Raw genomic sequence first — 23,861 nt, forward strand, 5'->3', positions numbered from 1 at the left:
CCGGGGTCACCGGAGCGCTGCCTGTTTATCTAAAGGTTCTAGGGTTTTTCTTGTTCCGATTAGGTTTTGTGGTTCATACGGTTGTACACATTGAATTTACCGGTCGGCGTGGTCAGCCCTTTGATCCGGGTTATTTCTTCCAGAGTCTCAGAGTCGTAGACCACGATTTCGCCGGTGGGGTTGCTGGCGTCAGCTCTGTTCCAGACAGATACCCAGACCTCAGAGCCGTCCTGGTTGAATTCCATATGCAAAGCGGCCTTGCCTTCTTCTTCAGTTACGCGGATCGTCTTGACGATTTCACGAGTATCCTTGTCGAAAACTTGCACGCTTTGTTGAATTTCCGGTTCCGGATGCTTCAGCTGGTCAGCCCACACGTACTGGGAGTCCGGATGGGTTCGAATGAAGACACCGGCTCCATCGGTTTGCACGGTGTAGCAGAGTTTCCACGCCTGATCCGCATGCTTGATAGGATCGTTACCCCAGACCGACACTTCACCGATGCCCAAGTGAGTGGTACCCCCAACCGGGCCACATTCCTTATCGACCCAGTTGGCGCCAGGCCCAGGGTGAGGCAGTGAAGCCACATCAATCATTTTTTCCAGCTTGCGCTCTTTGGTATCCACGACCACCATCTTGTTGGAGGCATTGGCGGCGATCTGGAAGTAGCGGCCGGAAGGATCGAAGAAACCGTCATGGAGGAACTTCGCGGTATCCATCTGCTCTATACGCAGATTGGCGATGTCGCTGTAATCCACTTGCCACATTTGCCCCAACTCTTTGATAGCAACGATCCAGGTCGGTTCATTGGGCGTGGTGTAAATGGCGGCGACCCGGGCTTCATTGACATACTCACCATCTACGTTAATGCCCCGGGAGGACACCACTTTCAATGGTTCCAGGGTCTTGCCGTCCATGATGACGAAGTGAGGTGGCCAGTAACCACCGGCGATTACGTATTTGCCGTCGCCGGATACCGCGATGTCGCGCGCGTCGTAAGCCATTTGAGTTTCGGCCACCAGCATTTTGTCGGGTGTTTGCCAGAGGTCGATCTTGTTGACCTTGCCGTCCCGGCCGATGGTGTACCAGAAGCGGCCCACGGTATCGTCGTTCTTGTCAGTTTTGTGGTTTTCGCTACCCTTGATAACGTGCACGGCGTAGCCGGTATCGATATGGGCCACGATTTCATGCTTGTCACCATCGATGATGGCGGCTTGGCCGGCATCCCGCTCAATGACCACGAAAAAGTTTTTCCAGTTGCGGCCGTGCAGTGGTTTGGTGGGGTAATCCTCAAGAGCCACATACTGTTTGGTGCGGTCTTTCATCATTTGTAGCGACATTTCAGGAGGAACAGGCGGCTCCATCTGAATAAAGGTCGCCAGCAAAGAGATTTCCTCTTCGTTAAAGATATCGTCAAAGTTATTCATGCCCCCTTCAGTACCCCAGGCGATGATCTTCTCCAATCGCTCCTGGCCTTTTTTGAGAGTCTCTTTCGGTTCAAGGTTGTTTCCGGTGGCGCCTTTGCGGAGTACACCGTGGCAGCCTGCACAACGTTGAAAGTAAAGCTCTGTGGCTTTGTCGAATTCAGCCTCACTGAGAGTGGGTTGGGCGCTGACTGCCATTGAGCCTAAGCCAGTGGAGAGCGCTGCGGTCGCCAAAGTAATGGTTGCGGCAAGTTTGCCGAGTGTGAATGTTTTTTTCATTGATAACTTCTCCCTTGGATAACGGACGATAATTCCGTTATCCAATCTAGGCCGCCATTACAATGTAAACCTTGACTCTAATCAAAAGATACATTCAACAAACTCTAATTAAGAGAGAGTATTGCAATAATTGACCTGGGGTAACTTCTATCCCGAAAATACATCACCAAGCCGACAGCAGAGCTCTTCCGCAGCAACCACCGAAGCGCAATGGCAGCCAGTGATGCCGCGATCCCGAGCCACCGGCAATAAATTGCGCACACCATTTCACATGATTTACATCAAGGTATTCTTCGTGGGCAACCCTCACCGTAGATGCCGCTATGCCACCGTTTTCACCAACCGTGCTCACCGCATCGGTTTATGCTTATTAAGGGTGCCGTATGGATTCCCCAGTGCCGAGTTCTCTCGCCAAGATTATTTTCAACCAGTTCCGGCCCGATGGAGAACAATAATGATACTGGATGCGACTGACCGCCAACTGATCAACCTTTATCAGCGGGAACTGCCTGTCTGTGAAAGGCCCTACGAAGAGATGTCGCGACAACTAGGCATCGGCGAAGAGGACGTCATTGAACGGCTTCAGTCACTCCAGGAGCAGCAGGTGCTCAGCCGGGTCGGCCCGGTGTTTGAACACAGCAAAGCCGGCGCCAGTTTACTGGCGGCCGTGGCCGCGCCAGACGATCAGATCGATCTGGTGGCGGCTCAGATCAACTGTGCCCCGGGGGTGAACCACAATTACGCCCGGGAGCACACTTACAACCTCTGGTTCGTGATGACCGCAGCCGATGAAGACACGCTGCAAGAGCGTCTGGACGAACTGGAACACCAGCTGGCGTTACCCATGCTGAGATTGCCCATGATTGAGGGCTACCACATCGACCTGAGCTTCGATATCGACTGGGAGGCTTTGCCATGACCCTGCCAGCCGTCAGCACCAGGAACGATTACCTGTTCACCACCGAGGCCATCAGCGCCTGGGGCCTGCTGCGCCTGCGCGAGCAACTGGAAGACGGCCTGCCGCTGACCCCACGCCCGTATCAGACGCTGGCCGAACGCGTAGGCCTGACCGAACAAGAGGTAATGAGTGCGATTAGCCAGTGGCAGCAACAGGGCCTGATCAAACGCCTGGGCCTGGTGGTGAAGCACCGCACGCTGGGCTACCAGGCCAACGCCATGGTGGTGTGGAATGTCCCGGACCACCGGGTTTGCGAACTCGGCAAGGCGCTGGCGGCGGTACCTTTTGTCACCCTGTGTTATCAGCGCCCGAGGCGATTGCCTGACTGGCCCTACAACCTGTTCTGCATGATTCATGGCGTCACCCGTGAGCGCGTGCTGCAGCAACTGGCCAGTCTGATTGAAGACCACCAGCTGCAGGAAACAACCCACGCGGTGTTGTTCAGCAGTAAGGCTTATCTTCAACGTGGAGGCCGCTATGTCAGCCATTGCTGAACGCCCGAGCAATATCCCGGCAACGCCGGGCTTCACACCGGTGGAACGGGCCATCATCAACCGCCTGCAAGTCGGGCTGCCGCTGACCAGAACGCCCTACCAGGACGTGGCCGAGGAAATCGGCATTGACCAACACGAGTTGCTGGAACACCTGAAAGCCCTGTTGGCCAATGGCACTCTCACCCGTTTCGGCCCGATGTTTCACGCCGGCGAGATGGGCGGCGGCCTGACCCTGGCCGCCATGCGCATTCCACCACAGGACTTTGAACGGGTTACCGGGCAGGTCAACAGCTTTCATCAGGTTGCCCATAACTACCGCCGGGAACACGAACTGAGCATGTGGTTTGTGCTGGCCACCGAAACGCCGGACGGCATCGCCGACACCATCGAACAGATCGAGGCCCTGACCGGCTACCCCGTTTACAACATGCCCAAGGAGCAGGAGTTTCATGTCCACCTCCACTTTAAAGTCTGAGGCAGCCCTGAGCGATCAGGACCGAGCCCTGATACTGGCCACCCAATCCGGTTTGCCGCTGGTGCCCGACCCCTGGGCTGAGCTGGGGCGCCAGCTCGACATGCCAGCCGAGCAGGTGCTGGACCGGTTCCGGGCCTTGCAGGCCAACGGCATCATCCGCCGGGTAGCCGCGGTGCCGGATCACTACAAGCTCGGGTACCGGTTTAACGGCATGACCGTGTGGGACGTAACTGACCAGGCCATCGCAGCGATGGGCCAGAAGGTCGGCAACCTGCCTTTTGTCAGCCATTGCTATCGCCGCCCCCGGCACCTGCCTTACTGGAGCTACAACCTGTTTGCCATGGTCCATGGCATCAGCCGTGAAGAAGTCGAACACAAAGCCGGAACCATCCGGGAGCTGCTGGGCGACACCTGCTCAGGCCATACCATTCTCTACAGTTCGGCAATTTTGAAAAAAACCGGATTGCGGCTGAAAACCTAGAGAGAGACCAACCATGTTTCGCATGACCCGCTACATCAAAAGCCTGATGAACCCGACGCCGGTGCACCCGGTGCCCAAACCCAGTGGCCCGGTGGTGATCTGGAACCTGATCCGCCGCTGCAACCTGACCTGCAAGCACTGCTATTCGATCTCGGCCGACATCGACTTCAAGGGCGAGCTGAGCACCGATGAAGTCTACACGGTGATGGACGACCTCAAGGCCTTCGGCGTACCGGTACTGATCCTCTCCGGCGGCGAGCCGTTGATGCGCCCGGACATTTTCGAGATTTCCCACCAGGCCAAAAAGCTGGGCTTTTACGTCGGCCTGTCCACCAACGGCACCCTGATCACCGAAGACAACATCGATCGGATTGCCGCCGCCGGCTACGACTATGTTGGCATCAGCATCGATGGCCTGGAGCAGACCCACGACGAATTCCGCCAGAAGAAAGGGGCCTTCCGGGAGTCCATGCACGCGGTCGCGCTGTGCAAACAGGCCGGCATCAAGGTGGGCCTGCGTTTCACCCTGACCCAGGACAACTACCCCGAGCTGCCCGCCATGCTGGACATGCTCGATGAGCACGACATCGACAAGTTCTACCTGTCGCACCTGAACTATTCCGGCCGCGGCGGCCGCAACCGCAAACGCGACGCCTGGTATGACATGACCCGCGACGCCATGACCCTGCTGTTCAACCACTGCCACGATGAACTCCAGCGTGGCATCGAGCGGGAATACGTCACCGGCAACAATGACGCCGATGGTCCGTTCCTGATTGAGTGGGCCAAACAACACTACCCGGATCAGGTCGACGCCCTGAGCCAGCGCCTGACCAACTGGGGCGGCAATTCCTCCGGGGTGAACATCTCCAACATCGACAACCTGGGCGTGGTTCACCCGGATACCTTCTGGTGGGACTACAACCTCGGCAACGTCAGAGAAACGCCGTTCTCGAAGATCTGGTCCGAGACCACCGACCCGCTGATGCAGGGCTTCCGCCAATACCCGAGGCCGGTGAAAGGCCGCTGTGCCGAATGCAAATTCCTGGGCATCTGCAACGGCAACACCCGAGTGCGGGCCTATAACATCTCCGGTGATTACTGGGAAGAAGACCCTGGCTGCTACCTCACCAACGATGAAATCGGCGTGGTCACGGACCTGCCCAGACGGGTCGCCGCCGCGGCTATCGAAATTCCGGTTCACCACCTGTAAGGATGCACCTCATGACCACAAACCCCCGCAAGAAATGCCTGGTGGAATTCCAGCTGGCGGAACAGCCACTGCGTGCAGGTGAGGTTGCCATCGTCGGCGCCGGACCGGGCGACCCGGGCCTGTTGACCCTCCGCGCATTGATGCTGATTCAGCAGGCCGACGCCATTGTCTACGACCGACTGGTGTCGCCGCAAATCATGGAGCTGGTGAATCCCCGGGCCGAACGCATTCACGTGGGCAAAGCCAGCGGTTGCCATTACGTACCTCAGGAAGACACCAACGAGCTACTGGTTCAGCTCGCCATGAAGCAACGCCGGGTGGTACGCCTGAAAGGCGGTGATCCGTACATCTTTGGCCGTGGCGGTGAAGAAGCCGAGTTTCTGGTGGATAACGACATTGATTTCCAGGTGGTACCGGGCATTACCTCCGCCGCCGGCTGCGCCGCCTACTGCGGCATTCCGCTAACGCACCGGGATCATGCCCAGAGCGTGACCTTCGTAACCGGCCACCGCAAAGCCGACCAGACCCTCGAACTCAACTGGGCCGTGCTGGCTGCGCCAGGTCAGACCCGGGTGTTCTACATGGGCCTGCACAACGCCCCCACCATCGTGCGAGAGCTGACCGCTCACGGCCTGTCCGGCCAATGCCCGGTGGCCCTGGTGGAGCGCGGCACCACGCCATTGCAGCACATGACCGTCACCACCCTGGACGACCTGGTAGAGACCATTGCTCGGGAAGATTTCCAGCCGCCCACCCTGATTATCGTTGGGGAAGTGGTGCAACTGGCCGAGAAACTGGCCCGCCCGGACCAGGCTGGCTGGAACAGCGCTCTGACCGGCCCGGCCGCCGCCACCGCCGGCGGTCGTCCGGCGTGAACGCCACACCAATTACACATCTGAAACCGGGAGCTGTTGCTGGTGAACCTTAACCAACCAAGCATCAAACTGAGCCAGGCCCTGTTGTTCGCCGCCATCCTGTTGGCAGGCCCGGCCCAGGCCGATGACGGCGTCGATACCGACAGTCTGTACCTTCAACACTGCGCCGCCTGTCACGGCACTGACCGCCTCGGCGGCATGGGCCCGGCCCTGCTGCCGGATAATCTGTCTCGCCTGCGAAAACCCGAAGCCGAGAAGGTCATCCGCGAGGGTCGGCCGGCCACTCAAATGGCTGGTTACCAGGACATACTCAACGACCAACAGATCACCGCGCTGACCGAATTCATGTACCAGGCGCCGACGCACCCGCTGGTCTGGGGCCTGGCCGAGATTCGCAGCAGCCGGGAGGTCTCATATGCGAAGGGTACCCTGCCGGATGAACCGGTGTTCGACGCCGACCTGATGAATCTGTTCCTGGTGGTGGAAATTGGTGATCACCACGTCACCCTGCTGGACGGCGACAAGATGGAGCCGATCCACCGCTTTCCCAGTCGCTTCGCCCTGCACGGAGGCCCTAAATACAGCCCGGATGGTCGCTACGTTTATTTCGGCTCCCGCGATGGCTGGATCACCAAATACGACCTCTATAATCTTAAGGTGGTGGCCGAGGTACGCGCTGGCATCAACATGCGCAACATTGCGGTCTCCGCCGACGGCAATCACCTGATGGCGGCCAACTACCTGCCCCACACACTGGTGCTGTTCGACGCCGCCAACCTGGAACTGCTCGACCTGATTCCGGTGGCAAACGGTGAGGGCGAAAGCTCCCGGGTCAGCGCCGTTTACGCCGCGCCACCCCGGGGCAGTTTTATCGCCGCTCTGAAAGACATTCCGGAAGCCTGGGAAATCACCGTGGAAGACAACCGTGCGGTCATCCGACGGATGACCAGCGACACCTTACTGGACGACTTCTTCTTTGACCCCGGTTACCAACACCTGATCGGTGCAGCCCGCGATGGCAAGCACGGCGTAGTGATAAATCTGGACACCGGCACCACCACTGCCGAGCTGCCCTTACCCGGCATGCCTCACCTGGGCTCCGGCATTACCTGGGAACACGAGGGCCGCCGGGTGATGGCCACGCCGCACTTCCGGGCCGGCGCCATCTCGATCATCGACATGGACACCTGGCAAGTGATCAAGACCCTGGAAACCGAGGGCCCCGGCTTTTTCATGCGCAGCCATGAAAACTCCCGCTACGCCTGGGCCGATGTGTTCTTCGGCCCCAACGCCGACAAGGTTCACATCATCGACAAGCAGACCCTGGAGATCGTCAAAACCCTGCAACCGGAGCCCGGCAAGGTGGCGGCCCATGTGGAGTTTGATCGCTACGGTAAAAAATTGCTGTTGAGCATCTGGGACGACGACGGTGCGATCGTTGTCTACGACGCCGACACGCTGGAAGAGGAAAAGCGGATTCCCATGAAGAAGCCGTCCGGCAAGTACAACGTCTGGAACAAAATCAATTATGAAGAGGGAACCAGCCACTGAAAGCCTTCGCGCCGCGCTGACGCCCAAGGCTGAAGACACGACCTGAGGGAGGTTGGGGGCTGCTTCCCAAAACTGTGCGGAGCCATGGATGGCGGAGCCCAAGCGCCACATGGATGTGCCGAAGGAGCGTGTTTTGGGAAGCAGCCCCCAACCTCCCGGTACCAACGCCAAACTCCAACAAAGTCGCGTTTATCGATCACGTCAAATACCCTTAGCCATTTAAGTCATTTGGTATGTTTGTTTTGTGATGACATAATTGACCCAGACAAAGCCGACGGGGATCGATCCATGAACAGCAAATTCAGACCGCCACTGGCATCGTCACCGTGCCTGCTGAGTGACATTTCCGACGACATCATCCAGCAAGAAGTGGCCCCCGCCGAAGTCGCTCTGCTGAACGGCCTGAGCCGAGCGTTTGGCATTTGCCTGAATGAAAAACAGAACAACCCGGAAGCCTTGTTTCTCAGCGACCTCGCCCGGCTGTTTCACCAGCGCCGAGTCGAACCCGAGACCGCTCTGGAGAAACACGACCGTCCCTGGGCCAACGTGTATCTCATTCAGTACGGCGTGCTCCGCCTGTTTCGGGAATCTCCGTCCGGCAAGGTCGCCATTCACCAGTTCTTCACCGAGGGCGATCTGGTGTGGCCGGTGTTTGGCCGCAGCCGCACGGTGCGCAACACCCTGTGCCTGACCAGCGTGTTGCCCGCCACCGTCTGGGTTGCCGATTTTTCTGCTTTCCGGTCCGTTATTCAGGGCCATGGTGATGGCCTGTGGCCGAAATTTGCATTGGCGCTGACTGAAGAAATGGCGGAGCTCGCCAGCATGCGGGAATACCGCAAACACACCATGCCGGCACAGGAGCGTTATTCGTTGCTGGTGGATGACTACCCGGAGTTGATCAAGCGGGTGCCAGACAACCAGCTGGCGTCTTGGCTGGGCGTGGTACCGGCGACTTTTTCACGCCTGAAAGCTGCAAACAAGCTGAGTTCCGCAACCAACTAAAAAGGCAGCGAACCTTTCAGTCCGCTGCCTGTTATTTCAGTCAACCTGTTGTGCTGCGAAGATCAGCCGCGCAGTTTAGCCGCCAGCTCGGCTACATGCTTGCCCTGATAGCGGGCGATATTCAGCTCTTTCTGGCTGGGTTGGCGTGCACCGTCGCCGCCGGCGATGGTGGAGGCGCCGTAAGGCGTTCCGCCGTTCATTTCAGAGATATCGAAGAAGTCAGGAATGCCGTATCCCAATGGCACAATTACCATGCCGTGGTGGGCAAGCGTGGTCCAGAAGGAGCTGATGGTGTGCTCCTGACCGCCGCCCGTGCCGGTTGAGGTAAACACGCTGCCGATCTTTCCGTGCAGTTTGCCTTCCGCCCACAACCCGCCGGTCTGATCCAGGAAGGTGCGCATCTGGCCAGCCATGTTGCCAAAGCGGGTCGGTGTACCAAAGATGATGGCATCGTAGTCAGCCAACTCTTTCGGGTCCGCCACCGGAGCGCTCTGATCGGCCTTGCCGCCGGCGCCCAGAAACGCCTGGTCAGACATGGTTTCGGGTACCCGCTTGATCACCACATCAACGCCTGACACGCCTTTGGCGCCTTCGGCAACGGTGTTGGCCATGGTTTCCATATGGCCATACATTGAGTAATAAAGAACCAGTACTTTCGCCATAGGATAATCTCCTGTGTTTGTTTTGTATGACCCCAAGCCTAACCGGCGGAGGCGAAACCGCAAAACGGAAGATTTCCGGCAGGTCATTCAGTTTTTCTGAACATGGCCGCAGGGATAGTCATGGCAAAACTTCGCGTACACCTGTACGCTGAACGGCACTATACTTTCAGCTAAGACAGGCCACCATCGATGACACCCGCCATGAACCACTCTGAAGCACCGGCCGAGTCCATTCACCACCGGATTGAAGAATGGATCAACAGCGCCACCCACGGCCTGGGTGCGGTTCTGAGCGTCATTGGCACCCTGGCCTTGATTGTTGGCGCCAGCCAGCTGGGCGACGTCTGGAAGATTGTCAGCTTCAGCGTGTTTGGGGCGTCACTGATCCTGCTGTATATGGCGTCTGCGCTCTATCACGGTGCTCGCAGCCCGACGTTGAAAAGCGCGTTCAAGACCCTCGATCACTGCGCTATTTTCCTGCTAATTGCCGGCACTTACACCCCCTTCCTGCTGGTCAACATGCGCAGCAGCACTGGCTGGACCCTGTTTGCGATCATCTGGTCGCTGGCCACAACCGGCGTGGTTCTGAAGCTCATTTTCAAGAACCGCTTCAAACTTGCCCGCGTCGGCATCTACATTGCCATGGGCTGGCTGATCATCTTCGCCTCATCCGATCTGGTCGCCAACCTGAACCAGACCGCGCTTTACCTGATGGTGGCCGGCGGTATCGTTTACACCGCCGGGGTCGCCTTCTATCTGGCCGATCGCATTCCTTACATGCATGCGATCTGGCACCTGTTTGTGATCGGCGGCAGTGCCTGTCATTTCAGCGCTGTCTATTTTGGTGTCTTGCCGCACACGGTATAGTTTCCTGTCTGAGCTCCGATTTAACAGAGCAGAGTCCAGCCGCGCATTAAAGGCTTCTTGCTGATCCTGATTTCCGCAGCCATGATCACGCTTCTCAGCTCATCCGCCAACATGATCACCGGCCTACTGTTACTGGCCTCTGCCTTGCTTATCTCTATTCGCATAGCCCGCTGGAAGCTCTGGCACTGCCACACCCGCCCGGATCTGCTGGTACTGGCAGCGGGCCTTCAGACGTTTTCCACCCGGCTGGCAGGTCTCGACCATCGCAGTATTCATGACGATTGCGGCCATCAGCCGGTATCTGGCGGGCGCCACGCCCTACAATCAGCCTCACCTGCTGTGGCTTTCCGCGTCCTGCTGGTCTGTGGTCTTTACCGGCCTTTGCTGGCAACTGATCGGCCTGTTCAGAGCCAGTCACAAGCGCCTGAAGGCGGGGCCGTTCAACCGGATATGATTGGCTACCTCTACTGCGCCGACCGCGCGCCCATCTACTCCGTTAGACATACCACCCAAATAACCCGTTGTTTTAGTTATTAAAAAACCCATCAAAACATCAAGCCTCCGGGCTCGGAATCCCGATCCAGACGCCACCAGACTTGTCCTTGATATCTATCAACTTTGATCAGACCACTCTCTCTGCACAATGGTTCCAAAGGCTTGGTGCCACCGTGTGCGTGGCTTGAGTTCAGTTAAACCGAGGAGTAGATACCATGGCAAAAACCAACGCCGACATCGAACACTGGGATGTCGAAAACAAAGAGTTCTGGGAGCGCGAGGGCAAGAGTGTCGCCTCCCGTAACCTGTGGATCTCCATCCCCAGCCTGCTGATGGGATTCGCCGTCTGGCTGATGTGGGGCATGATCACCACTCAGATGAAGAATCTGGGCTTTCCCTTCACGATAGAGCAACTGTTTACTCTGACTGCCATTGCGGGCCTGTCGGGTGCCACTTTGCGGATTCCGGCATCGTTCATGATCAAGATTGCCGGTGGTCGCAACACGGTATTTCTCACCACCTCGCTGCTGATGATACCGGCATTGGGCACCGGTCTTGCTCTGATGAATCCGGACACTCCGTTCATTGTGTTCCAGGCACTGGCCTTACTGTCCGGCATTGGCGGTGGTAACTTTGCCTGCTCCATGAGCAACATCAGCTCGTTCTACCCGAAGAGCAAACAGGGTTATGGCCTGGGCATGAACGCCGGGCTGGGCAACTTCGGTGTCACCACCATGCAGGTTGTCATTCCTTTGGTGATGACGGTAGGCATCTTTGGTGCACTGGCCGGTGGCCCTCTTGAGCTGCAAAGCCCCAGCGGCACGTTGATCGGACGAATTGATGCAGGCACCGACACCTGGATTCAGAACGCCGGGTTTATCTGGCTGGTGTTCCTGATTCCGCTGGCCTTTGCCAGCTGGTTCGGCATGAACAATCTGAAAGTGATCACGCCAAACCCCGGCAGCCCGCTATCTGCTTTCGGCAAGATTCTCGGGCTCTACGGCGTAGGCTTTCTGGCGTCGCTGGCTGGCGTGTGGGCACTGAGCATCATGAACATGTGGCTTGCCCTGCCACTGACCATCATCCTGACAGTAGTACTGCTGCGCCTGATCCCGGGTGACATCAAGCCCAATATCCAGAAGCAGTTTGCCATTTTCAGCAACAAGCACACCTGGTCCATGACCGTGCTTTATATCCTGACGTTCGGTTCGTTCATCGGTTTCTCCGCCGCACTGCCACTGTCTATCAGTGTCATTTTCGGCAACATGATGGAGGTCGCCGCCGACGGCACCGTTACTCGTGTGGTCAACCCCGACGCACCCAGTGCCCTGACCTGGGCCTGGATCGGACCGTTCGTTGGCGCGCTGATTCGCCCTGTCGGTGGCTGGATTTCTGACAAAATGGGCGGCTCCATTGTCACCCAGATAATCTCGGCAGTGATGGTTGTGGCTTCTGTAGCAACCGGTTATGTAATGATGCTGGCCTACAACTCAACCGATCCCAACGCCTACTTCCCGATCTTCCTGGTGCTGTTCATTCTGATGTTCGCCGCCAGCGGCATCGGTAATGGCTCGACCTTCCGGAGCATCGGCGTAATCTTCGATCAGCAACAGAAAGGCCCGGTGCTTGGCTGGACCTCTGCGGTTGCCGCGTACGGCGCATTCATTGCACCAAGAGTCATGGGCCAGGAAATCCAGGCCGGCACTCCTGAAATTGCTATGTACGGCTTCGCGATGTTCTACGCGGTGTGCCTGGTGGTGAACTGGTGGTTCTACCTGCGCAAGAACGCCTACATCAAAAACCCGTAATTACTAGAACACCAAACATCAGACTTCTGATTGCCGGCCTTCTGGGCCGGTTTTTTTGCTCAGTTTTCCGGCGATCCCGCATCGGCAAGGTCACACCCCAAAACCCTCCGTATTTCCTCCAGCTGACTACTATCTCCGGCACTGGCAAGCAGGGCCAGACCCATAGCACTCTGCCCCTCATCATTCTCCAGATCGGCACTTGCCCCAGCGTCTAACAGCAGCTCTACCAAATGCGCGTGCCGGTTTCTGACGGCCATCATCAGAGCGATCTGGCCTTTTTCACCCTCTTTAACATCAACGTTCGCACCGCGCTCTATCAAAATACGAGCCGGCGCCAACTGATGGTTGATCACGGCTCCCATCAGCGCGGTATAACCGGACTTTTCCTGGTAGTTGACCTTTGCTCCGCGATCGAGCAAAAACACCAATATATCCTCATGGCCCCCGGCGGCGGCGCGCATCATCGCGGTCCAGTTGCAGTCATCACTGGCATCGATCACCGCGCCCCTATCCACCAGCTTCCTGACTCTGGCACTGCCTCCTTCCTCGGCCGCCACAATCAATGGCGTCCGCCCACGCAGATCACGGGCTTCAGGATCCTCGCCGGCGGAGAACAGCTGCCAGAGAATTACCAATACCGTCACTGCAGCCAGTCCACCCAGCACACCAGCCCAACGCTCAACAAACGTCCTATCAACTCCGGCATTTAATCAACAGATTTCGACAGCATACAAAAAAACCCGCCAGGATTACGCCATGGCGGGTTTCGGGTACTAAGCCAGCGCCTCTATCTGGCCATCTTGGCCGCCCTCTGCCGCTCCTCTTCTTCGATCTGCAGGTCTACTGAGGATACGTGATATTCATCAGAGAACCCGCTTTCAGGCTCTTTCAGCCACATGATGCAGAGTACCCAACTGATGAAAGCACCGGCGGAGATAATGAAGAAGAACTGGGTCGGCGTGACGAAGGTGAAAATGGTCAGGTAGACCACCGCGCCCACGTTACCGTATGCCCCGGCCATGCCGGAAATCTGCCCGGTAAGGCGCCGCTTGATGGACGGGATGATCCCGAAAGTCGCACCCTCCGCGCCCTGCACGAAGAACGAGGTGAATACGGTAATGCCGACAGCAATAATCAGCGGCCAGCTGGAATTGAGCAGGCCCATCAGCGCGAAGCCGATACCAATACCAAACATGTAACTCAGCATCACAAAGCGGCGGTTACCCATGCGATCTGACACCATGCCACCCATTGGGCGCGCCAGCAGGTTGACGAAGGCAAAAGACGCCGCAATCAGGCCCGCAGCCGTGGCACTCAGGCTCCAGGTTTCTTCAAAGAACATGGGCAACATGGACACCACCGCCAGCTCCGCACCGAAGTTGGCAAAGTAGGTGCTGTTCAACGCGGCGACGCTGTTGAACGGGTACTTGTCGTCTTCGGGCACGCCCTTTTTAAGAATCGGCACGTTAACCCTGAGTATCTGGATAACCTGATAGAGAACGATCAGGCAGATAACCCCATAGCAGATGATGGCTCCCGTGACGCTCAGGTAGCCCAGGCTCTGAATCCGCCAGACCAGAATGGCCAGTACGCCAATCAGCGGAATGGTCCAGAGGATCAGCTTGATCATATCGCCCCAGGAGCTAACCTCAAGCGCACTGGCTTTGCGGGGCTTGCGGTGAATGGTGCCAACAGGGCCATCAGTAATCGCAAACCAGTACCACACGCCGTAGCCGGCCATCACAATCGCACTCTGGGCAATCGCCCAGCGCCAACCGTCGTCACCCCCGTACATGTTAATTGCGATGGTGGGCAGAGTCATGGCGGCCGCTGCGGAACCGAAGTTGCCCCAGCCAGCATAGAAACCTTCCGCAAAACCGATGTCTCGAGGCTTGAACCACATGGCGGTCATGTGAATTCCCACCACAAAACTGGCACCGATCGAGCTGAGTATCAGGCGGCTGACCAACAGCTGAGTCATGCTGTTACCAAAGGCGAAAACCAGAGCCGGAATCGCCATCACCACCATCAACACGGAGAACACCCGGCGCGGACCAAACCGGTCGAGCGCCATGCCCACGATGATCCGGGCAGGAATAGTCAGTGCCACGTTGCAGATCGCAAACAGGCGCAGGTCATCTTTGCTCAACCAGTCAACGCTTTTGAGCATACTCGATGCCAGCGGTGCCATGTTGAACCAGACGTAAAAGGTAATAAAAAAAGCAATCCAGGTCAGATGCAGAGCCCTGATTTCTGGGTTGCGGACGCGGAAAACGTCAGCGACTTTCATTTAAGCCTCCTGGGGCTAAACAACAAAGACAAAGCAGCCTGGTCGTATCAACGACTGGGCAGGATAAGGAGCGGGCATTGAATACGGCGGGCCAGAAACGAGCTGACGCTGCCAAAGGTCATGTAATCCAGTTCATCAACGAAGTAAGTCAGAGACCGGGCAATAAAGCCGCCATCGGGTTCATGGCTGTGGCGTGCAATCACCAACATGTCTGGATGGACTTTCTTTTCGGCTGCGAACAGGAGCATTTTGCGGGGGTCGCCTTCCAGCATGATGGTCTCCGCCAATACTTGCTGGTGCTGGCATACTTCCATTGCTTCTTTCAGGTGGCCTTTGAGCTCTGCCACTTCCTCCTGAAACATGTCCTCATTACCAGAGGTGATGTCGCGGGGGTTTTCAGCGACCGCGACCAGGGTAATTTTTGGCTTGAGCGCGTGAAACATGGTGATGGTTTGCGCAAGCGCCAGTTTCGCGTTTCGGGAGCCGTCATAGGCAATCATGATGTTCATGGGATTCTCCGGGGCATTTCAGCTCGTCGTTAACAGACGGTCCATTGATATTCGTCAGCATTACCCCACAGCCCCAGCCCTCCACAATTGACTTAGATCAACGACGTCGGCGGGTACCCCACGAGAGAAACCCTTTAGCTATCACCTCCATGGCGAAAGTGATCGTTAACCTACCTCTTATCCCCCCAGCAGGAGGTACCCCCAATGCGCCCCGCGATAAATCGGTAGATTTGATATGGTTTTAAATGGATTCACAGCGTTGTCAGAGAGCAGCTATGACGGTCACGCCAACCCGATCCGACCAACACCGTGCGCTGGGTCTATCGACCTTTGCCTTCACCTTGTGTTTTGCGGTCTGGACCATTTTTTCCATCATCGGCATACGCATCAGCGAAGACTTGGGCCTGTCTGATACTCAACTCGGCCTGCTGATGGCCACACCGATTCTGACCGGCTCCATCAGCCGGCTGTTTCTAGGCATCTGGACCGATCGTTATGGCGGGCGCTGGGTCTTTGGCATTCTGATGCTGACCACGGCGGCCTGTGTGTACCTGCTCACCTTTGCCAGCACCTATCCGATGCTATTGGTCGGCGCGCTAGGCGTTGGCTTGGCTGGTGGTGCCTTTATTGTGGGTGTGGCGTACACCGCAGCCTGGTTCGAGCCCTCCAGGCAGGGCACAGCGCTGGGCATTTTCGGCGCGGGTAACGTCGGGTCAGCGGTCACCAATTTCGGAGCGCCGTTTCTGTTGGTGGCGTTTGGCTGGGAAAAGACCGCACAGATCTACGCCGTGGTACTGGCAATCATGGGCGTACTGTTTATTCTGCTGGCAAAGACGGATCCTCTCGCGGAGCAGCGGGCCAGTGCTGGCCACCGACCCTTTGCCGAGCAGATGGCCCCGCTGCGGGAGCTCAGGGTCTGGCGTTTTGCGTTGTATTATTTCTTTGTGTTCGGCGCCTTTGTTGCCCTGGCGCTGTGGTTACCGCACTACCTGATCGGGGTGTACGGCCTGAACATCCAGACCGCAGGCATGATCGCGGCGCTCTATACCATACCGGCGTCACTGTTCCGGATTCTTGGGGGCTGGCTATCCGATCGTTACGGGGCCCGGCGGGTGATGTACTGGACCTTCCTTGCGTCCGTGGTCTGCACCTTCCTGCTCAGCTACCCGCCCACCGAATACGTGATTCACGGCATTGAGAGGGACATCCGCTTCAGCCTGGAAATCAATCTGATGCTGTTTGTGGTACTGATCTTTATCCTTGGCTTTTTCATGTCACTGGGCAAAGCGGCCGTGTTCAAGCACATTCCAGTGTATTACCCGATGCACGTGGGCGCGGTTGGCGGTGTGGTGGGTATGATTGGCGGCCTTGGTGGCTTTGTTCTGCCACTGACCTTTGGCGTGTTGAACGACGTCACCGGCATCTGGCAAAGCAGCTTTATGCTGATGTTTGTGATTGCCACAGCTGCCCTGGCCTGGATGCACTTCGCCATCCGGTCGGCAGAACGTGTCGAGTGGGCCGCGAACGAGGAGAAAACCGACCTTCCGGAACTGACGTCATCCCGGACCTCCACTCATTCGTCATGAGGTATCGCGGCCCGGGTCCAGGCCCGACCCACCAGTGCCAGGGTTGCCACCAAGCCGATCAGCGCCAGAGTGAGCGACAACGCGACTCCCAACAGGGGCTGGCACAAAATTCAGGCTACCCAATCCCATCACAGCGCTTTAGAATTCGGCCCCCGCGAATTCTCTGGAGCCATTGTTTGCCATGTCGTCCGAATTAAGCCCCACATCCGGTTTCGAACAACTGCGCCGCATTGAGTCCAGCAAGCTGTTCCAGGGCACGGTGATTTCCATCATCATCCTGTCTGCGCTGACCATCGGCGCGAAAACCTACGACATCCCACCCCTGGTCGAGCAAGGCCTGAGTGTTCTGGACACCGGCATTACGCTGTTTTTTCTGACCGAAATCCTGTTCCGCTTCGGGGTCTGCCAGAACAAGAAGCGTTTTCTGTTCGATGGCTGGAACCTGTTCGACACATTGGTGGTCATCGGCAGCCTGATCCCGCTCGACAACGCCGAAGCCGTGCTGCTTGGCCGCCTGCTACGGGTGTTCCGGGTACTGCGGCTGGTGTCGGTGGTGCCGGAGCTGCGTTTTCTGATCAACTCACTGCTCAAAGCCATCCCCCGCATGGGCTACATCGCCCTGCTGATGTTCATCATCTTTTATATCTACGCGGCCATGGGCTCCATGTTTTTTGCCGATATTGATGATTTTCTATGGGGCGACGTGTCCATCGCCATGCTGACGCTGTTCAGGGTAGCCACTTTCGAAGATTGGACCGATGTTATGTACGACACCATGGAAGTCTATCCACTGAGCTGGATCTACTACCTGACCTTTATCTTCCTGACGGCGTTCGTATTCCTGAACATGATGATTGGGGCAATTCTGGAAGTGATGGGGGAAGAGCAGAATGCCAAAGAGGCAGAGAAGGCACACGACGAGCGGGATGAAATTACCCGTCAGCTCCAGGCTGTTCAGGAACAGCTGAAGGAGCTGACCAGGCAGATCAGCGACAAACGTTAGCGCGTCTTAGCCAAAGAAAGGCTTGGCCATGGCCAGGTGGAAAATCGCCAGCACCTGCACCAGCGCAATCACCGCCGCGGCAATCCGTACCGGCTTGCTCAGCGTTGTTTTCAGGGCAAAAACGCCGGCGATGATGTAGCCAATCAGCAGCACGATCTTGGCGATCAGCCAACCCGGCATGCCGGAGATGTAGCCCGTCACGAACAGCAGCGCAATGGCCGCGACCAGCAGGATGGTGTCGTTGATATGAGGGATAAAGCGCAACGGGGTTTGCCGCCAGCCCGGGCGCCCTGCCGCATCCAGCGCCAGGCGCAAGACAAACAGAATAACCGTCAGGTAGGCGGCCGCCATATGTAGCATTTTCAGGGTCATGTAACTATTCATAAAAACATTCCATTCCGAATCAATGTGATGGCAGCATTGTACGCAAAATACCCCCAAGCAGGTATGGTTAATGCCAGCATCGGCATTTAACATATACACCATATACATGTATTTGGGAGATTTGTATGCAGGCTGTTCCGACTTCTCCTGAGCGCAGCGCCGCCAGCGTCCGCCAGTTGTTCGCCTACCCGTTCCGGATATTTTTCCTGTCCATGACGGTACTGGCCATCATCGCCATACCCTTGTGGATTCTTGAGGTGTCCGGTGTCATCCGGCTGCCTCTGGCGATGCCCGCCCTGTTCTGGCACCAGCACGAGATGCTGTTCGGCTTTTTGTCGGCAGCCATTGCCGGCTTCCTGCTGACCGCCGTGTGCACCTGGACTCAAACCAATCGCTTGCACGGAACCCTGCTGGTGGCGCTCTGGGGCGTCTGGTTAGCCGGCCGGTTGCTGCTGGCCTTTGGCGGCAACCTGCCGGAATGGCTGGTGCAAGGCGTAAATCTGGCTTTCCTGCCGTTGGTGATGGTGGATGCCGGCTGGCGCGTCTGGCACGCCAAACAGAAGCGGCAACTGATGATTCTGGTGGTGCTTGGCCTGCTCTGGTTGATGCAAATCGGCTTCGTGACACGGTACGACATGGCGTTCAGCTATGGTGCACTGATCATGGCCATGGCACTGATCAGCATCGTCGGCGGCCGGATTACCCCAGCGTTCTCGGCAGCCTGGTTGCGTCAGCGGGGCGGTGACGCCTCCGCGGTCAAAATGATTCCGGCACTGGACATGGCCACCCTGTTCGTCATGATTTTGCTGATGGCGTCGCTGGTCACCGGCTGGCGCACGGTCACCGCCGCTCTCGCCCTCGTGGCCGCGGTGCTGATGCTGGCCCGATTGTTTAACTGGAAGGGCTGGCTGGTGCGTGAAGAACCACTGCTGTGGATTTTGCACCTGTCCATACTCTGGGTGCCCGTCGCTCTGATTCTTCTGGCCGGTTCCTTGCTGGCCGGCTGGCCCACCAACGCCTGGACCCACGCCGCCGGCACCGGCGCCGTTGGCTGTCTGATCCTGGGCGTGATCGCAAGAGTCACGCTGGGCCATACCGGCCGGCCGCTGGCGCTGCCCAAGGGAATGGTGCTGGCTTTCACGGCCATCCAGCTGGCGGCGGTTATCAGGGTAATGACGGCTTTCGAGCTGATTCCCTGGCATCCCGGCATCGGCACCAGTTCTCTGCTTTGGGTTCTCGCCTACCTCCTGTTCCTGGTCCGCTATACCGGTATTCTCATCAGCCCCCGGGCCGATGGTAAAGAAGGTTGAAGCCAGTTTTGCCACAGGCGGGCCTCTATCAGAGCCCGCCGGTTTTTGATCCAAGCTGCTGATTCCGCTAAAAAACTCCAGATTCTCGTCTACAATAAAAAAGATTTTTCATGCCAGGGAACTTCAAAAGTGCAATCATCCACTAAAGGTCAATAGCTCTTCTCGTCCCACGCGCTAAAGTAGTGAGACATAATTTTGCAACAGAGAAACAGGCAACATGTACCCTGATCACTTTGACAAAGAAGACCTGATCCGCTGCGGGCATGGCGAACTTTTCCCTGGCGCCATGCGCCTTCCCATCGATGAGATGCTGATGGTAGACCGCATCACCCATGTAGGTGCAGATGACGGACTGTATGGCAAGGGTAGCCTGGTCGCCGAGCTGGACATCAATCCGGATCTCTGGTTTTTCAAAGTTCACTTTGAGGGCGACCCGGTTATGCCAGGCTGTCTGGGCCTTGACGCCATGTGGCAGTTGGTCGGCTTTTATCTGGCCTGGAGTGGCGGCGAAGGCAAAGGGCGCGCTCTGGGTGCCGGCGAAGTAAAATTCTTTGGTCAGGTTCTGCCTGACAACAAGAAAGTTACCTACCGCCTGGACATCAAACGTATGATTCGCCGGAAGCTGACCATGGCGATTGCGGATGCCCGCATGGAAGTGGACGGCAAAGAGATCTATACCGCCAAAGACCTGCGGGTTGGCCTGTTTACGTCTACTGATGACTTTTAGGAGTTAGCAAGATGCGTCGTGTTGTAATTACCGGTATGGGGATTGTCTCCAGCCTTGGCAACAATAAAGAAGAAGTCACCCAGTCTTTGCGTGAGTCTCGCTCAGGCATTGCCCTCAGTGAAGAGGCACGGGACAGCGGGCTGCGCAGCCATGTTAGCGGCCGCATCGACCTGAACCTGTCAGAGCTGATTGACCGCAAAATCTGGCGCTTCATGTGCCCGGCTGCAGGTTACAGCTACCTGGCCACGAAAGAGGCCATTGCCCAGGCAGGCCTGACCGACGAACAGATTCGCGCCAACACCACCGGGGCAGTGTTTGGTACCGGCGGAGCGTCTACCGTGGAGCTGCTTGATGCCATCGACACCCATCGTGACAAAGGCATTCGCCGGGTAGGCCCTTATCGGGTACCCCGCACCATGGGCAGCGCCATCAACGCATCCATCACCACTGCCTTTGGCATTACCGGCATTAATTACGGTATTACCTCGGCCTGCGCCACCAGTGCTCACTGCATTGGCCACGCTGCCGACCAGATTGCTCTGGGCCGCCAAGACGTCATGCTTGCCGGTGGCGGTGAAGACATCCACTGGACCCTGAGCCTGATGTTTGACGCCATGGGCGCGCTGTCCACCAAGTACAACGACACCCCGGAACTGGCCTCACGTACTTACGATGCAGACAGGGACGGTTTTGTGATTTCTGGTGGTGGCGGTGCCCTGGTACTGGAAGCACTGGAGCACGCAGAAGCCCGCGGCGCCACCATCCTGGCCGAACTGGTTGGCTTTGGCGCCACCTCCGACGGTGCCGACATGGTCGCGCCGAGCGGTGAAGGTGCCATTCGCTGCATGAAGCAGGCCATGGCCAATATCGACGGTGAGATCAGTTACATCAACACCCACGGTACCAGCACCCCGGCCGGCGACATCACCGAATTGAAAGCTCTCAAGGAAACCTTTGGCGACAAAATCCCGCCACTGAGTTCCACCAAGCCCCTGTGTGGTCACGCCCTGGGCGCCGCCGGTGTACATGAAGCCATCTATTCGCTGATCATGCAGCGGGAAGGCTTTATTGCACCATCGGCCAACATCCAGAACCTGGACGAAGGCGCTGCTGGTTACCCCATCGTTCGCGAACGCATGGACAATCAGAACCTGGACCTGGTGATGAGCAACAGCTTCGGCTTCGGCGGCACCAACGCCACCCTGATCTTCAAGAAAGTCTGATCAGGACAGCTTGAGCGAGCGGTATTCAGCCGGCGGAGTGCCCATCCAGCGCTTGAACGCCCGGCTGAATGCACTTAACTCAGAAAAACCAAGCTGCTCAGCAATCTCCACCAGCGGCTTGGTTTTGTCCTTCATGAATGTGATTGCCTGCTCACGGCGAACCTGCTCCAGCAACGCGGCAAACGTCAGCCCTTCCTGGCGCAGCTTCTTGTGCAGGGTATAGCGGCTCATATTCAACTGCCCGGCTACCGTTTCCACACCTACCTTGCCTCGCGCCAACTGCACCCGGATCAAAAAACTCACCCGCGTACTCAGCGAACGCTTTGAAATCTCGGGCCTCAGAGACTCTGATGCCATGCCAATTCCTCCTACCATTCTGTTATCTCTCAATCTGAAAAACTATATCAGCGTACACATGTTAGCCGAAAGCAATCAATACGACCTTTGAGCAAGATCAATGGAACCGTGATCAGTTTCCGGCAAAATTCAAACATCCACAATGCCTACCTGTAACCATCGACGCCCTGATTAACCCGGAGCCACCATGACCACCCCGGAACTGCTTGCGCCCGCCGGCACCCCCGAACACCTTGAAACCGCCTTCGCCTATGGCGCCGATGCTGTCTATGCTGGCCAGCCCCGCTATTCACTGAGAGTAAGGAACAACAGTTTCAAAGACGTTGCAGCCCTTGGCGCCGGCATCGAACGCGCCCACCAACTGGGCAAACAGTTCTATCTGGTATCAAACATAGCGCCACATAACGACAAGGTACGCAGCTACCTGAGAGACCTGGCGCCGGTGCTCGAACAAAGACCCGACGCCCTGATCATGTCAGATCCAGGCCTGATCATGCTGGTTCGGGAAACCTGGCCGGATCAACCCATCCACCTCTCGGTACAAGCCAACGCCGTCAATTGGGCCACCGTCGAATTCTGGCGTCGCCAAGGTATCAACCGCGTGATCCTGTCCCGGGAACTGGCGCTCAACGAAATTCGCGAAATCCGCGAAAAAGTCCCGGCTATGGAGCTCGAAGTCTTCGTCCACGGCGCCCTGTGCATGGCCTACTCCGGCCGCTGCCTGCTGTCCGGTTACATGAACCACCGTGACGCCAACCAGGGCGCCTGCACCAACGCCTGCCGCTGGGACTACAAAGAAGTCCAGCACAGCACAGATCAGACCGGCGACCTCATCGCCACATCGGCAAACAGCGCCGTGCGGGAATTCGAACCCAAAGAAATTCTGCTGGAAGAACCCAACCGCCCCGGCGGCTACATCCCCGCTTACGAGGATGAACACGGCACCTACATCATGAACTCCAAAGACCTCCGCGCCGTGCAACACGTCTCAGAACTCATAAAAATGGGCGTTCACTCCCTGAAAATCGAAGGCCGCACCAAAAGCACCTACTACGTCGCCCGTACCACCCAGGTCTACCGCCGCGCCATCGACGACGCCCTCGCCGGCAAAGCCTTCGACATGCACATGATGGACGAACTCGAAGCCCTCTCCAACCGTGGCTATACCGAAGGCTTCCTGCGCCGCCACGTGCCCCAGGAATACCAGACCTACGAACAGGGCTCCTCCTTCCTCGGCACCCAACAAGTGGTCGGCACCATCACCGACACCGACGACCGCTGGCTCACCATCGACGTCAAAAACAAATTCGCCCCCGGCGACCAACTCGAATTGGTCACCCCCGCCGGCAACCTGCGCTTCTCGGCAGCCACCATGGAAAACCGCCACGGCGAAGCCATGGACTATGCCCCGGGCAGTGGTCATATCGTTAAGATCCCCAAGCCGGAAAATTTGCCAGAGAACCTGGATTTCACCTACCTGACCCGAATCCTGCCCCAAAACTGATGCCGTTGAGGCTCGGCCCCGAGGCGGATTGCACAACATCAGCAGAACCTGCCCGCCCGGCGCCCTCCACCTTAACAGCAGGCTGGAAGCGCCATTCTCCAACGTCAGAGCAAACCAAAGTCTATCAAGGCAATAACCCGCGCCTTAGTGCCCCGAGGGCCGATTAAGGTATAATCCCTACACGACCGATTTAATACCTGACTAAATTACTATGGTATTGTATAATCACTCGCCAGAAGCAACGGGAAAGGCAACCAAAACCGCCCCTCCCGTCATCCAAAAAGCGATTGCAGGGCGTATTCAAGAACACCAGCGACCGCTGCAACACCAGCAAATCGATGACATCCGCCGACACCACCCAGCCAAAGGTATGCTCGGCGAAACACA

At 57.3% G+C, this 23,861-nt stretch carries 23 protein-coding genes and 1 pseudogene; 17 read left to right on the forward strand and 7 right to left on the reverse strand.

Going from position 1 to position 23,861, the window contains the following annotated elements; all coding sequences use genetic code 11:
* Nucleotides 1-59: 59 nt before the first annotated feature.
* On the reverse strand, nt 60-1,700 hold the full coding sequence (locus tag C7H08_RS07290) for a cytochrome D1 domain-containing protein (RefSeq protein ID WP_106671085.1): 1,641 nt from the start codon (nt 1,698-1,700) through the stop codon (nt 60-62).
* A 454-nt stretch (nt 1,701-2,154) separates the two neighbouring features.
* Between C7H08_RS07290 and C7H08_RS07295 the strand changes: the two genes are divergently transcribed.
* From C7H08_RS07295 to C7H08_RS07330, 8 genes and pseudogenes are all read left to right on the forward strand, one after another.
* Nucleotides 2,155-2,619 (forward strand): Lrp/AsnC family transcriptional regulator, encoded by a 465-nt coding sequence (locus C7H08_RS07295; protein ID WP_106671086.1) that lies wholly within the window; start codon nt 2,155-2,157, stop codon nt 2,617-2,619.
* The gene (gene ahbB / locus C7H08_RS07300; RefSeq protein WP_106671087.1) at nt 2,616-3,152 is read left to right on the forward strand and encodes a siroheme decarboxylase subunit beta; all 537 of its coding nucleotides are present in this window, start codon (nt 2,616-2,618) and stop codon (nt 3,150-3,152) included. Before C7H08_RS07295 ends, ahbB (C7H08_RS07300) begins: the two co-directional genes overlap by 4 nt.
* Entirely contained in the window at nt 3,136-3,627 is a 492-nt protein-coding gene (locus C7H08_RS07305; RefSeq protein ID WP_106671537.1) for an Lrp/AsnC family transcriptional regulator, read from the forward strand. The genes ahbB (C7H08_RS07300) and C7H08_RS07305 overlap by 17 nt, the downstream gene beginning before the upstream one ends.
* Nucleotides 3,602-4,108 carry a siroheme decarboxylase subunit beta gene (ahbB, locus tag C7H08_RS07310; RefSeq protein ID WP_106671088.1) on the forward strand — a complete coding sequence of 169 codons (507 nt, stop codon included), beginning with the start codon at nt 3,602-3,604 and terminating at the stop codon, nt 4,106-4,108. The genes C7H08_RS07305 and ahbB (C7H08_RS07310) overlap by 26 nt, the downstream gene beginning before the upstream one ends.
* Nucleotides 4,109-4,121: 13 nt before the next feature.
* Entirely contained in the window at nt 4,122-5,321 is a 1,200-nt protein-coding gene (gene nirJ, locus C7H08_RS07315; RefSeq protein ID WP_106671089.1) for a heme d1 biosynthesis radical SAM protein NirJ, read from the forward strand.
* A gap of 68 nt (nt 5,322-5,389) precedes the next feature.
* Nucleotides 5,390-6,196, forward strand: a pseudogene (gene cobA, locus C7H08_RS07320) (uroporphyrinogen-III C-methyltransferase); the annotation flags it as partial.
* Between the two features lie 42 nt (nt 6,197-6,238).
* Nucleotides 6,239-7,747, forward strand: a complete 1,509-nt coding sequence (locus C7H08_RS07325) for a cytochrome D1 domain-containing protein (protein WP_106671538.1) — start codon at nt 6,239-6,241, stop codon at nt 7,745-7,747.
* A gap of 288 nt (nt 7,748-8,035) precedes the next feature.
* On the forward strand, nt 8,036-8,749 hold the full coding sequence (locus C7H08_RS07330) for a Crp/Fnr family transcriptional regulator (protein ID WP_106671091.1): 714 nt from the start codon (nt 8,036-8,038) through the stop codon (nt 8,747-8,749).
* 62 nt (nt 8,750-8,811) lie between these two features.
* Here the strand turns inward: C7H08_RS07330 and wrbA are convergent, their stop codons facing one another.
* Nucleotides 8,812-9,411 (reverse strand): NAD(P)H:quinone oxidoreductase, encoded by a 600-nt coding sequence (gene wrbA / locus C7H08_RS07335; RefSeq protein WP_106671092.1) that lies wholly within the window; start codon nt 9,409-9,411, stop codon nt 8,812-8,814.
* Between the two features lie 201 nt (nt 9,412-9,612).
* Here wrbA and trhA point away from each other — a divergent pair, with 201 nt between their 5' ends.
* From trhA to C7H08_RS07350, 3 genes are all read left to right on the forward strand, one after another.
* Nucleotides 9,613-10,278 (forward strand): PAQR family membrane homeostasis protein TrhA, encoded by a 666-nt coding sequence (gene trhA / locus C7H08_RS07340; protein WP_106671539.1) that lies wholly within the window; start codon nt 9,613-9,615, stop codon nt 10,276-10,278.
* A gap of 274 nt (nt 10,279-10,552) precedes the next feature.
* Nucleotides 10,553-10,732: a hypothetical protein gene (locus C7H08_RS18100; protein WP_133169826.1), complete on the forward strand. Its 180-nt coding sequence runs from the start codon at nt 10,553-10,555 to the stop codon at nt 10,730-10,732.
* 256 nt (nt 10,733-10,988) lie between these two features.
* The gene (locus C7H08_RS07350; RefSeq protein WP_106671094.1) at nt 10,989-12,581 is read left to right on the forward strand and encodes an MFS transporter; all 1,593 of its coding nucleotides are present in this window, start codon (nt 10,989-10,991) and stop codon (nt 12,579-12,581) included.
* Nucleotides 12,582-12,640: 59 nt separating this feature from the next.
* On the opposite strand, the gene C7H08_RS07355 is transcribed toward C7H08_RS07350, so the two are convergent.
* The 3 genes from C7H08_RS07355 to C7H08_RS07365 form a co-directional block, all read right to left on the reverse strand.
* Nucleotides 12,641-13,225 carry an ankyrin repeat domain-containing protein gene (locus C7H08_RS07355; protein ID WP_227663140.1) on the reverse strand — a complete coding sequence of 195 codons (585 nt, stop codon included), beginning with the start codon at nt 13,223-13,225 and terminating at the stop codon, nt 12,641-12,643.
* A 143-nt stretch (nt 13,226-13,368) separates the two neighbouring features.
* A complete protein-coding gene (locus C7H08_RS07360) occupies nt 13,369-14,871 on the reverse strand; it encodes an MFS transporter (RefSeq protein ID WP_106671096.1) in 1,503 nt (500 codons plus the stop codon).
* Between the two features lie 47 nt (nt 14,872-14,918).
* Complete coding sequence (locus C7H08_RS07365; protein ID WP_106671097.1) at nt 14,919-15,380, reverse strand: universal stress protein; 462 nt, start codon at nt 15,378-15,380, stop codon at nt 14,919-14,921.
* A 275-nt stretch (nt 15,381-15,655) separates the two neighbouring features.
* On the opposite strand from C7H08_RS07365, the gene C7H08_RS07370 reads away from it, so the two are divergent.
* Complete coding sequence (locus tag C7H08_RS07370) at nt 15,656-16,966, forward strand: MFS transporter (protein WP_106671098.1); 1,311 nt, start codon at nt 15,656-15,658, stop codon at nt 16,964-16,966.
* Between the two features lie 181 nt (nt 16,967-17,147).
* Nucleotides 17,148-17,969, forward strand: a complete 822-nt coding sequence (locus tag C7H08_RS07375; RefSeq protein ID WP_106671099.1) for an ion transporter — start codon at nt 17,148-17,150, stop codon at nt 17,967-17,969.
* Between the two features lie 6 nt (nt 17,970-17,975).
* On the opposite strand, the gene C7H08_RS07380 is transcribed toward C7H08_RS07375, so the two are convergent.
* Nucleotides 17,976-18,353 (reverse strand): SirB2 family protein, encoded by a 378-nt coding sequence (locus C7H08_RS07380; RefSeq protein WP_106671100.1) that lies wholly within the window; start codon nt 18,351-18,353, stop codon nt 17,976-17,978.
* A gap of 125 nt (nt 18,354-18,478) precedes the next feature.
* Here C7H08_RS07380 and C7H08_RS07385 point away from each other — a divergent pair, with 125 nt between their 5' ends.
* From C7H08_RS07385 to fabB, 3 genes are all read left to right on the forward strand, one after another.
* Nucleotides 18,479-19,663, forward strand: coding sequence for an NnrS family protein (locus C7H08_RS07385; RefSeq protein WP_106671101.1), 1,185 nt, complete (start codon nt 18,479-18,481; stop codon nt 19,661-19,663).
* 217 nt (nt 19,664-19,880) lie between these two features.
* Nucleotides 19,881-20,390 carry a bifunctional 3-hydroxydecanoyl-ACP dehydratase/trans-2-decenoyl-ACP isomerase gene (gene fabA / locus C7H08_RS07390; RefSeq protein ID WP_106671102.1) on the forward strand — a complete coding sequence of 170 codons (510 nt, stop codon included), beginning with the start codon at nt 19,881-19,883 and terminating at the stop codon, nt 20,388-20,390.
* Nucleotides 20,391-20,401: 11 nt separating this feature from the next.
* A complete protein-coding gene (gene fabB / locus C7H08_RS07395) occupies nt 20,402-21,613 on the forward strand; it encodes a beta-ketoacyl-ACP synthase I (RefSeq protein ID WP_106671103.1) in 1,212 nt (403 codons plus the stop codon).
* Here the strand turns inward: fabB and C7H08_RS07400 are convergent, their stop codons facing one another.
* Nucleotides 21,614-21,970 (reverse strand): helix-turn-helix transcriptional regulator, encoded by a 357-nt coding sequence (locus tag C7H08_RS07400; protein WP_106671104.1) that lies wholly within the window; start codon nt 21,968-21,970, stop codon nt 21,614-21,616.
* 187 nt (nt 21,971-22,157) lie between these two features.
* On the opposite strand from C7H08_RS07400, the gene trhP reads away from it, so the two are divergent.
* Nucleotides 22,158-23,474, forward strand: a complete 1,317-nt coding sequence (gene trhP / locus C7H08_RS07405) for a prephenate-dependent tRNA uridine(34) hydroxylase TrhP (RefSeq protein ID WP_106671105.1) — start codon at nt 22,158-22,160, stop codon at nt 23,472-23,474.
* Nucleotides 23,475-23,861: the final 387 nt, after the last annotated feature.

It is taken from the genome of Marinobacter halophilus, assembly GCF_003007685.1.
In the GTDB taxonomy this organism is placed as follows: Bacteria; Pseudomonadota; Gammaproteobacteria; order Pseudomonadales; family Oleiphilaceae; genus Marinobacter; species Marinobacter halophilus.